The organism is Marinobacter sp. GH_1, from assembly GCF_048595985.1.
GTDB lineage: Bacteria > Pseudomonadota > Gammaproteobacteria > Pseudomonadales > Oleiphilaceae > Marinobacter > Marinobacter shengliensis.
This window is the reverse complement of record NZ_CP184460.1, coordinates 1,670,610-1,682,158: the sequence shown is the minus strand read 5'-3', so window position 1 is coordinate 1,682,158 and position 11,549 is coordinate 1,670,610. Positions and strand designations below refer to the sequence as shown.

The window sequence follows — 11,549 nt, the reverse complement described above, 5'->3', positions numbered from 1 at the left end:
ATCAGGCCTCCCCGTCGCGCAGATTTTTCAGGAACGGCGCGAAACCGTTCTCGCCCATCCAGAAGTTGATCAGGTTCTCGACACCGCGAGCCGTCAGCGTTGCACCAGACAGGGAATCAATCTGATGCTCGCTGTCCGGATTGGCACCGCCTTTGATCAGGCGGATCTGGGGCTCACTCTTGTCGTCACCGTAGATCTTCTGGCCAACCCACTGGCTTTTCCAGCGGGGGTTGTCTACCTCACCGCCAAGACCAGGCGTTTCCGCGTGGTCATAGAAGCCTAGGCCTTCGATGGTATTCAGATCACCTTCCAGTGAAATAAATCCGTAAAGGGTGGACCAAAGACCGGGGCCGTGAACCGGCAGCACCACACGAACCAGCTCGCCATCCTCCTCGAGGATGTAAACGGTGGCTGCGTGGGCACGACGACGCAGATTGGCGGTGTCTTGCTCACCCGACAGGCGGGTAGACATGTTCGGATCACCGGCAGCGCGGTACTGGTTGTAGCTCAGTACATCAGGTACGCCAAGCTCTTCCGGGGTGGTGAACCGGCCAGTACGCAGGTCAACCAGGCGCGGCTCGAACTGACCAAACAGTTCTTCGATACGGGCCCGATTGGCGCCAGGCTCAGCCATGCCGGCGGCCTGAAGGATGTTGGACTTGATGTCCAGCTCCTGATTCAGGGCCTGCTGCGGGCGCAAGGATACAGCTGCAGCAGACACAATCACGGAGCAAACGATACATAGGGCGAAAGCGACCTGAATGGTCTTTCCGACCGTCTCTTTTTTCTTAGCCACGTGCGAGCCTCCGTTTGATGTTGGCCTGAACCACGTAGTGGTCCATCAGCGGGGCGAACAGGTTGGCGAACAGAATGGCCAGCATAATACCTTCCGGAAAGGCCGGGTTGACCACACGGATGAGGATAGTCATCACACCGACCAGAATGCCAAACATCCAGCGACCGGTATTGGTCATCGCAGCGGATACCGGGTCTGTTGCCATGAACATCATGCCGAAGGCGAAGCCACCCATAACCAGGTGCCAGTGAGCCGGAATGGCAAACATCGGGTTAGTCTCGGACCCGACAATGTTCAACAGCAACGACATACCGATCATGCCGATCAACACCCCGCCGACAATGCGATAGGAGGCGATCTTCATGGCCAGGAGAATCAGGCCACCAATCAATATGGCAATGGTGGACGTCTCACCCATGGAACCCTGAATGTTACCCACGAAGGCATTCATCCAGCCGATCTGGGTTTCCAGTGCTTCCAGACCGCCAGAGGCAGCCCAGCTCAGAGCCGTTGCGCCACTGAAGCCATCAACTGCAGTCCAGACAGTGTCGCCGGAAATCTGCGCGGGATAGGCAAAATACAGGAAGGCACGACCAGTCAGGGCCGGGTTCAGGAAGTTCTTGCCGGTACCACCGAACACTTCCTTACCGATAACCACACCGAAGGTGATACCCAGGGCCACCTGCCACAGAGGGATGGTGGGCGGGCAGATCAGTGCGAACAGTACAGAGGTTACAAAGAAGCCTTCGTTCACTTCGTGACGACGCACGGTGGCAAACAGCACTTCCCAGAAACCACCCACCACAAAGGTGACGGCATAGATGGGAATGAAGTAGGCCATACCGTAGACGAAGTTGTCCCACCAGCCGGCACCGGAGCCGGTCACGGCCAGGGCGGTGATAAAGGCTTCACGCAGGCCGCCGTCGGCAATCATGGCATCCGGGTTGGCTGCCAGAAAATTGTTGGCCTGAAAACCAATGTTCCACATACCGAAGAACATGGCAGGAAAAGTACACAACCATACAGTGATCATGATGCGTTTGAGGTCTACGCCGTCACGCACATGGGCCGTGGTGGAAGTTACTTTACCAGGGGTGTAGAAAATGGTATCAACGGCTTCGTACAGGGCATACCAGCGCTCGTACTTACCACCTTTTTCAAAATGATGCTCGATTCCATCGAGAAACTGTCGGATAGCCATCGTATTAGCCCTCGATCTCGATTCGGGTCAGGTTCTCGCGGAGAATCGGACCGTATTCATATTTGCCGGGGCACACAAAGGTGCACAGCGCCAGATCTTCTTCATCCAGCTCCAGGGCGCCAAGCTTCTGTGCCACTTCGGTATCGCCAACAATCAGTGCTCGCAGCAGCTGAGTCGGCAGGATGTCCAGCGGCATCACCTGCTCATAGGCACCGACAGGCACCATGGCACGCTCACTGCCGTTGGTGGTGGTGGTGAAGTTGAACAGCTTGCCACCGGTCAGCTTGGACAGGTAGATGTTCAGCACCGAGAACTTGTTGGTGCCCGGAGACAGCCAGCCAATGAACTCACGCTTGGTGCCTTCTTCCAGCACCGACACCTGATTGGCAAAGCGGCCCAGGTAGGCACAGGGGCCATCACCACGACGCCCGCCGAATACCGACCCTGAAATGGCGCGGACTTCGCAGTCAGTGGCGATCTCGCCATCCAGCAGTTCCGGCAGGCTGGCACCCAGGCGGGTACGAACCAGGCGGGGCTTCAGGGCTTTAGGGCCACCGATGGCCACAATGCGCTCAACCGGTACTTCACCGGTCTCGAACAGTTTGGCGATATCGATCACGTCCTGATAATTGATGCTCCAGACAGTCTTGCTGGCTGAAACCGGGTCCAGGTGGTGGATATGGGTGCCCACATTACCGGCAGGGTGCACACCATCGAACTGGTGTACTTCGATGTTGTCTGCTTTTGGCACAGACACGTCGGAGCCGGGTTTGCCGGTCACAAATACCTTACCGTTGGTCAGGCGGGAGATGATGGTCAGGCCTTTTTCGAACGCCTTGCTGTTCTCGCCGATAATAACGGTAGGGTCTGCTGCCAACGGATTGGTATCCATGACAGAAACAAAGATGGAGCTCGGTGCGGAGTCGATTTCCGGAACCTTGCTGTAAGGCCGGGTGCGGAACGCTGTCCACAGACCGGATTCAACCAGGTTATCAACTACCTGCTGGCGTTCCAGGCCGGCAAGATCGGAATCGCTGTAGCGGGAATAGGTTTCCGCCTCATCGCCATCCACTTCGATGACAACAGACTGGAACACGCGACGCTCACCGCGGTTGATTTCTTTCACTACACCGGCTGCCGGTGAAGTATAACGAACGCCTTCGGTCTTCTTGTCCGTGAACAGCAGCGTACCGCGCTTGACACGGTCTCCCTCTTTCACAGCCATCGTCGGCTTCATGCCGTTGTAGTCAAAGCCGATCAATGCCACGTGGCGAATCGGTTTGCCGTCAGTAATGGTCTGTTCGGGAGCGCCGCTGATGGGAAGATCCAGGCCTTTTTTGATCTTGATCATTAGCCTCATCCAATCATCAGAAACTTTTCTGTGGATTTTAACGCCCGGCCCCGCCGCTCGGGGGTGAGAATATGGGTGCCAGACATACCCAAAATCGCGCCAATTATAGAGATTAAGGAAACCTATTTCCACCGGTAAGGAAAATGGTTTTATCCCTCCAAAGTAGTAAAAAAGCCCCGGCAGCTCACGCTACCGGGGCCTTTTGATCCGACTTGACTGAAACAGACTTAGACTTTAGTCACGTGCCCGCTTCGGAAAGATCGGGTAAGTTACGCCGGCCATCTGATTGACACAGCGGATAACCTGAGCGCTGTAACCGAACTCGTTGTCGTACCATACGTACAGAATCAGGCGCTTACCGTTGGCGATGGTGGCTTGGGCATCGACAATGCCCGCATGGCGGGAGCCTACGAAGTCTGTGGATACCACTTCCGGGGAATTCACGAAATCGATCTGCTTCTGCAGCTCAGAGTGCAGAGCCATGTCGCGGAGGTAATCGTTCACCTTCTCTACATCCACGTCGGACTTCAGATTCAGGTTCAGGATGGCCATGGACACGTTCGGCGTCGGCACCCGGATAGCATTACCGCTCAGCTTGCCCTTGAGCTCCGGCAGCGCCTTGGCAACAGCCTTGGCCGCACCTGTCTCGGTAATAACCATATTCAGTGCTGCACTACGGCCACGACGGCTACCCTTGTGGTAGTTATCGATCAGGTTCTGGTCGTTGGTGTAGGAGTGAACAGTCTCAACATGACCATCTTCAATGCCGTATTCGTCATTGATGGCCTTCAGCACCGGGGTAATGGCGTTGGTGGTACAGGAAGCCGCAGACAGGATCTTGTCTTCATCCGTAATCCAGTCGTTGTTGATCCCATACACGATGTTCTTGATATCACCCTTGCCCGGCGCGGTCAGGATCACGCGACTGACACCCTTGGACTTCAGGTGCAAACCAAGGCCGGCTTCGTCACGCCACTTGCCGGTGTTGTCGATCACAATGGCATTGTGGATGTCGTAGGCGGTGTAATCCACTTTGTCCGGGCCATCGGAATAGATCACCTTGATAAAGTTGCCATTGGCGATCAGGGCGGAGTTTTCTTCATCAACGGTGATGGTGCCATCGAAGGGACCATGCACGGAGTCACGGCGCAGCAGGCTGGCGCGCTTTTCCAGATCGTTCTCTGCACCGCCCTGGCGAACCACAATGGCTCGCAGGCGGAGATTGTTACCGCCGCCGGCTTTTTCAATCAGGATGCGGGCCAGCAGACGACCGATACGGCCAAAACCATAGAGCACTACGTCTTTGGTTTCGTTCTGGGCGTCCTGCTCTGACTGACTGGCATACTGGCCAACCACCGGGCCGATTTCACGCTTCAGGAATTCGGTGAGGTCACCGCCTTCAGCCTTGAACTTGACCGCCAGCTTGCCGATGTCCACGTGGGCGCGACCAAGATCCAGCTTGTCCATGGCCTGCAGGATCGGCAGCGTGTCGTGAACGGACAGCTCGCTGTTCTCAACCTGACGAACAAAACGATGGGCACGGATGATGTCGATCACCGACTGGTTGATGATCGCCCGGCCGTATACCGACGTAACAACGTTGTTCTTGCGGTACAGGCGGCCAATCAGCGGGATCATCGCTTCGGCGGTGGACTCTCTTTCTGTCCAGTTGGACAGGTGCTGGTTGATTTGTTCGTGACTCACGGTTGGAACCTCGTATAGCACTGGGAATAATTTTGAGGCGCACATTATCCAACTTAAGACGCCCGACGGCAAATAGCGATTTGTCGGTACCAGCCATGACACTGAAACCCCCGAACGCTAGAATAGCGCCGCTCGGTTCCAGACGCGCCAACTCAGGAGATTTGACAGCTCATGCCCCAAGGTTCCGCCCGTGCGGCCTCACCCGCCCCGTTGATTGCCCCGACGCTGCCGGATAAAAGCGCCGACCACCGCAAATGGGGCCAGCTTCACGGTTGCAGTGACGCCCTGGCCATCTGCGAGAGCGCCAAGCTGCACAAAGGACTGACCCTGGTGGTCACCCGAAGCACCGATGAGGCCATCCGCCTGGAACAAGCCATCCGGTTTTTCCTGAACCTGCCACCGGAAGAAGACGGCGCCACTGTGACCGAAGACGGCCTTGAGCTGTTGTCGCTGCCGGACTGGGAAACCCTGCCCTACGACCTGTTTTCACCCCACCAGGACATTACTTCCAGGCGTATCCGCACCCTGCACCGGTTGCCATCCACACGCCACGGTGTTCTGGTGGTGCCCGCCCGCACCCTGATGCATCGGCTGGCGCCGCCAAGTTACCTACAAGGCAACACCCTGCTATTAAAAGTAGGCCAGAGCCTGGATATCGACAGCTGGCGCATGCAACTGGAGGCTGCGGGATATCACCACGCTGAAAATGTGTATGAGCACGGCGAATACGCGGTGCGCGGGGCGATTCTGGACATCTACCCGATGGGCTCCAACCTGCCCTACCGGATTGACCTGTTCGACGACGAAATCGAAACCTTGCGCACGTTTGACCCGGAAACCCAGCGCTCCATTGACCGAATCGAACAGATCGAACTGCTGCCAGCCCATGAGTTCCCCTGGCACAAAGAGGCTCGCTCCGGCTTCCGCAACCGCTGGTTTGAACATTTCCCCCATGCCGACAAAGATGCGCCGGTGTATCAGGACGTCAGTAATGGCATTACCCCGCCGGGCATCGAATATTACCTACCGCTCTTCTTTGACCAGACCGCCACCCTGTTCGATTACCTGCCGGCCACCACACTGGTGTTTACCGCAGACGGCCTGAACGATGCTGTTGCGGCTTTCGATGCGGAAACCCGCGCCAGGCACGAGGACCGCCGGCACGACCGGCTGCGACCGATTCTGCCGCCGGCCGAGCTTTTCCTGCTACAGGACGAAGTGTTTGGCCAGATCAAGCGATACCCGCGCATCACCTGCACCCCCGACCCCATGGACGGCGCCGGTACTGCCAATTGCGGCGCCACACCGTTACCGGACGTGGCCATGGATGGCCGGGCCGCGGACCCGGCCGGGCGACTCAAACGCTTTATCAAGGAATTCCCGGGCCGCGTGCTGATTTGCGCCGAATCTTCCGGTCGGCGCGAAGCCCTGATCGAGAACCTGCGGGATCACAAGCTAAAGCCTGTCACCGTCAGCGGCTGGCAGGATTTTAGCGAGAGCGATAATGCTGCCCTGGCCATCACCATTGCGCCGATGGAACAGGGAATGGTGCTACCGGAGCAGAACCTCGCCCTGATTACTGAAACCGCCCTGTTCGGCGAACGGGTTCTGCAGCGGCGCCGGCGTGAAAAGCCCACGGAAGTGGACGACCACGGCTACCGGGACCTGTCCGAGCTGCGTATCGGCTCGCCGGTGGTGCATATTGACCACGGAGTTGGCCGTTACAAAGGCCTGGAAACCATCGACGCCGGTGGCCAGGCCGATGAGTTCCTGACCCTGGAATACGCCGGTGGCTCGAAACTCTACGTTCCCGTTTCCAGCCTGCACCTGATTTCCCGCTACGCCGGCACCGACGAAGAGCACGCGCCCCTGCACAAGCTCGGCACCGACCGCTGGAGTAATGCCAAACAAAAGGCCCTGGAGAAGATACGCGATACCGCCGCCGAGCTTCTGGACGTTTACGCCCGCCGAGAAGCCCGCAAAGGCTTCCAGTTTGAAGACCCGAAAGAGGCCTACCGTGCTTTCGCCGCGGGTTTCCCGTTCGAGGAAACACCGGACCAGCAGGTGGCCATTCAGTCGGTGTTCGAAGACATGACTGGCGAGCGCCCCATGGACCGCCTGGTATGCGGTGATGTGGGCTTCGGCAAAACCGAGGTAGCCATGCGTGCGGCCTTCCTGGCCACCTGGTCAGGCAAGCAGGTGGCCGTGCTGGTACCCACCACCCTGCTGGCCCAGCAGCATTACGAATCCTTCCGGGATCGTTTTTCCGACACTCCGGTCACCGTGGAACTGCTCAGCCGGTTTCGCAGTGGCAGCCAGACCACCAAAGCCATGACAGCCATCGAAGAAGGCAAGGCAGACATTGTGATCGGCACCCACAAATTGCTGCAGGGCGATGTGAAGTTCAAGAATCTGGGTTTGGTCATTATCGATGAGGAGCACCGGTTCGGTGTTCAGCAGAAAGAACGGCTGAAATCCCTGCGGGCGGAGGTGGACATGCTTACGCTGACCGCTACGCCGATCCCGAGAACCCTGAACATGGCCATGGGGCACCTGCGGGATCTGTCGATCATTGCCACGCCCCCGGCCCGCCGGCTATCGGTGAAAACCTTCGTGCGCCAGCGTGAAGAGGCCATGGTGAAAGAAGCCATCCTGCGGGAAATCCTGAGGGGCGGTCAGGTGTACTTTCTGCATAACGATGTGTCGACCATCGAGAAAACCGCCGAAGACCTGCGCCGGCTGATCCCCGAGGCCCGAGTGGGCGTGGCCCACGGCCAGATGCGGGAACGGCAGCTGGAACAGATCATGTCAGACTTTTACCACAAGCGCTTCAACGTGCTGGTGTGCACCACCATTGTGGAAACCGGCATCGACATTCCCAGCGCCAACACCATCATCATCGAGAGAGCCGACAAGTTTGGCCTGGCCCAGCTGCACCAGTTGCGCGGCCGGGTTGGCCGGTCGCACCACCAGGCCTATGCCTACCTTTTGACGCCACCGCCCAAGAGCATCTCCAACGATGCCAAGAAACGCCTGGACGCCATCGCCGAGGCTCAGGATCTGGGCGCCGGCTTCATGCTGGCCACCCACGACCTGGAAATCCGCGGCGCCGGCGAGTTGCTGGGCGAGGAACAGAGCGGGCAAATTGAAAGTATTGGTTTCACCCTCTACATGCAGTTGCTGGATGAGGCGGTAAAAGCCATTCGCGAGGGCCGTACCCCGAATGCGGAACTGCCGTTGAGCCACGGCACCGAAATGAATCTGCGCATCCCGGCATTGATTCCCGACGACTACCTGCCCGATGTGCACAACCGCCTGATGCTGTACAAGCGCATTGCCAGCGTACAGACCGAAGATGAATTAAAAGAACTTCAGGTTGAGATGATCGACCGCTTCGGATTATTACCGGAACCGGCCAAGAATCTGATCAACCAGACTCGGTTGCGCCTGAAGGCCGAGGCGCTGGGCATCGGGAAAGTGGACGCTGGCAAGGAATGGGTGCGACTGGAGTTCGGTGCAACCACACCGGTGGACCCCCTGGTGCTGGTTAAAAAAGTGCAATCCGCGCCGGACACCTACAGGCTGGAAGGCGCCAACAGCTTCCGCTTCCGGCTGAATGATGATTCAACCAGTGGTAAACTCGACGCCATTGCAGCCATGCTCACGGAATTGACGCCGGGCACCAAACCAGCCAAGGCGTCGTGAGCAAACAAAGACTCAGGTGGAGTAAGACTCTTGCAAGCCCAGCAATTCTGTTTACGGCACACACTGATCGGTGCCCTTCTGGCAGCGGCCCTCATGCTAGCCCCGACCGCCCTGATGGCCCAGAGCCAGTCAGGCAATACACCGCGGGACTACTACCGAGCGGAATTCGTTATCCTGGAACGACTGGTTGACCCGTCCGGCATTGAAGAAAAAATGTCCGGCAAACAGGTTGAGCCCACCAATCGGCCCGACAAAGCCCTGTGGGTAGACCAGGCCGATGGTCGCCGGCAATCCGATCTGAAGCTGGTGCCACAGAGTGAGCTGCACCTGAACCAGGCTGCCCGACGGCTTGAAAACAGCGGTAACTATCGGGTACTGGCGGCCACGGGCTGGTACCAGACTTTCCCGCCCGATTACGACGGCGAGCCGCTTGAGATTGCGCTGGGAGACTGGCTACAGGAAGCGGGCCAGCGAGCTGTGGAGGGTCATATCACCATTGACCGGCAACGCTTCCTGCACGTGGGCATTCATTTGAATCACTGGATGATTGACGAGAGCGCGCCGCGAGTTATGCAGGTAACACATAATATTTCAGAAGACGCCATGGAGCCTGGCGCCTCGGAAGCATCAGACCCATGGCCAGGCACAGAAGGCGACCCCAGCTTCGGCCTGTCCGAGACAACCACGTCGGCTTCACCACTTCAACTGGTCACCTGGATCAGGGAAACCCGCCGCATGCGCAGTGAGGAAATCCACTTCATCGACTCCCCCACGATCGGCGTACTGGTGTTCTTCAAGCGGGTGGAGTGAGCACCTCAAGCTGACCAAGACCGGCCATTGAGCGCTCAAGGATCAACCGAACCCCGGACATCCCCTGCTCAATGGCCGCTTCAATCTCGGCCATGGTAATGATGTGGTCGGATTTCCCCGCTGCCCAGTTCACCACCAGGCCCAGACTCACGTAACGCATTCCCAGTTCCGCCGCCAACACCGCTTCCGGCATGCCGGTCATACCCACGATATCACAGCCATCACGCTCCATTCGGCGTATCTCTGCTGCCGTTTCAAGCCGCGGCCCCTGGGTGGCGCCATATACACCAAGGTCCGAGAATGGTACGGCCGCCTTCCTGGCGGTAGCAACCAGTAACTCGCGGGCTTCCTGGTCATAAGGCCAGGTAAAATCGATGTGGGTGACGTGCTCCAGCTCCCCTTCAAAGAAGGTGCTCGGGCGGCCCCAGGTGTAGTCAATCAGCTGATCGGGAATGACCACATGAGCCGGCCCCATCTCAGGGTGAATACCGCCAACGGCGTTGACCCCCACCAGGGTTCGAACGCCGGCATCATAGAGCGCCTGGATATTGGCCCGGTAGTTCACCTGGTGGGGCGGAATCCGGTGCGGGTTACCGTGTCGGGACAGAAACATCACCTTCTGTTGCCCCAGCACGCCATGAACCAGGGCGGAAGACGGCTCCCCCCAGCGGGTGGATACGGTTTCCTCACCCACAATGGTGAGATCACTGAGGCTGGTCAGCCCGGTTCCACCAATGATACCAACCGGCTTGCTATCAGCGACTGCTGTCATTCTTGCTCTCCACCTGTTTGCCTGCGCTTTGCTCCCGATTATCCTCATTTCCCGGCTCGGATACTGACGACTCCTCGCTGTCATTGCCACTAACCCTCACGCCATCGGGAAGGTGCAGTGTGCGGGTCGGGAAGGCCACTTCGGCGCCATGGCTTTCAATAATGTCACTGATCTTCAGCAGAACATCCTCTTTGACCTCATGGAACCGGACCCATTGGGTGGTTTTGGTAAAGGTATAAACCATGATGTCGAGGGATGACGCATTGAAGGCCAGAAAATTCACAATCAGCGTCTCATCGGCGGCAATATCCTCATGGCTCTTGAGCATGTCACGTATTTCATCCACGATTTTCTTCATGGCGTGAACGTCTGCGTAACGAATACCGATGGTTTCCGAGATACGGCGATTGGTCATCCGGGATGGATTCTCCACCGCAATGGTAGTGAAGGCCGCATTGGGAACGTAAAGCGGGCGTTTGTCGAACGTGCGAATGGTCGTCAGGCGCCAGCCGATGTGCTCCACCGTACCCTCAATATTCCTGTCCGGGGAACGCACCCAGTCGCCGACTTTAAAGGGGCGGTCCAGATGGATGATAAAGCCACCAAAGAAGTTGGCCAGCAGGTCTTTCGCCGCAAAACCCACGGCGATACCACCCACACCACCAAAGGCTAGAACCCCGGAGATGCTGAAGCCCAGGGTCTGCAATGCGGTCAGAGCCGCCGTGATGATGATCACTGCCCTCAGCAGTTTGCTGATTGCGTTCACCGTGGTGTAGTCCATCGGTTTGCGCATTTTCATGGGCGAGATCAGAATCTTTTCTGCCTCTTTGACCAGCCTGAGCATGGCCCAGACCAACACCCAGACAAATCCGATCTGCAACAGCGTACCGTTCGCCTTGAAGATTTCAGCATCGGAGAAGTGATGGGCCACCTCAGCTGCCCAATAGACCCCCTGCAACCAGATAAACGCCACAACCGGCTTGCGGGCGGCATGGAGCACAGCGTCGTCCCAGAGATTACGGGTGGCACTGAACTTGCTCTCCAGGGCAACGATCACGCGGGATGCAATGAATGCCGCAGTGGCCGTTGCAAACACCAGCATGAAGATCAGAATACCGGCACGCCACCCTTCCGAAAGCATTCCGAAATCTTTTATCCAGCTGTTCAAAATGCTTAATGTTTCTCCGATCATCGTATCCCTCTGAACGTC

At 57.7% G+C, this 11,549-nt stretch carries 8 protein-coding genes; 2 read left to right on the top strand and 6 right to left on the bottom strand.

Going from position 1 to position 11,549, the window contains the following annotated elements:
* Position 1 precedes the first annotated feature (1 nt).
* From ACNSOI_RS07700 to ACNSOI_RS07685, 4 genes are all read right to left on the bottom strand, one after another.
* A complete protein-coding gene (locus tag ACNSOI_RS07700) occupies positions 2–796 on the bottom strand; it encodes a Na(+)-translocating NADH-quinone reductase subunit C (RefSeq protein WP_061331857.1) in 795 nt (264 codons plus the stop codon).
* A complete protein-coding gene (locus ACNSOI_RS07695) occupies positions 789–1,997 on the bottom strand; it encodes an NADH:ubiquinone reductase (Na(+)-transporting) subunit B (protein ID WP_072677624.1) in 1,209 nt (402 codons plus the stop codon). Before ACNSOI_RS07695 ends, ACNSOI_RS07700 begins: the two co-directional genes overlap by 8 nt.
* Positions 1,998–2,001: 4 nt before the next feature.
* Positions 2,002–3,348 (bottom strand): Na(+)-translocating NADH-quinone reductase subunit A, encoded by a 1,347-nt coding sequence (locus ACNSOI_RS07690; protein WP_420195499.1) that lies wholly within the window; start codon positions 3,346–3,348, stop codon positions 2,002–2,004.
* Positions 3,349–3,582: 234 nt separating this feature from the next.
* Positions 3,583–5,052, bottom strand: a complete 1,470-nt coding sequence (locus ACNSOI_RS07685) for a glyceraldehyde-3-phosphate dehydrogenase (protein WP_061331854.1) — start codon at positions 5,050–5,052, stop codon at positions 3,583–3,585.
* Positions 5,053–5,223: 171 nt separating this feature from the next.
* Here ACNSOI_RS07685 and mfd point away from each other — a divergent pair, with 171 nt between their 5' ends.
* Both mfd and ACNSOI_RS07675 read left to right on the top strand, forming a co-directional pair.
* Complete coding sequence (gene mfd, locus ACNSOI_RS07680; protein WP_420195498.1) at positions 5,224–8,757, top strand: transcription-repair coupling factor; 3,534 nt, start codon at positions 5,224–5,226, stop codon at positions 8,755–8,757.
* Between the two features lie 30 nt (positions 8,758–8,787).
* On the top strand, positions 8,788–9,567 hold the full coding sequence (locus tag ACNSOI_RS07675; protein WP_420195497.1) for a CsiV family protein: 780 nt from the start codon (positions 8,788–8,790) through the stop codon (positions 9,565–9,567).
* On the opposite strand, the gene ACNSOI_RS07670 is transcribed toward ACNSOI_RS07675, so the two are convergent.
* Complete coding sequence (locus ACNSOI_RS07670; protein ID WP_420195496.1) at positions 9,551–10,339, bottom strand: S-methyl-5'-thioinosine phosphorylase; 789 nt, start codon at positions 10,337–10,339, stop codon at positions 9,551–9,553. The two genes, ACNSOI_RS07675 and ACNSOI_RS07670, sit on opposite strands and share 17 nt — an antisense overlap.
* Positions 10,323–11,531, bottom strand: coding sequence for a mechanosensitive ion channel family protein (locus tag ACNSOI_RS07665; protein WP_106695437.1), 1,209 nt, complete (start codon positions 11,529–11,531; stop codon positions 10,323–10,325). Before ACNSOI_RS07665 ends, ACNSOI_RS07670 begins: the two co-directional genes overlap by 17 nt.
* Between the last annotated feature and the right edge of the window lie 18 nt (positions 11,532–11,549).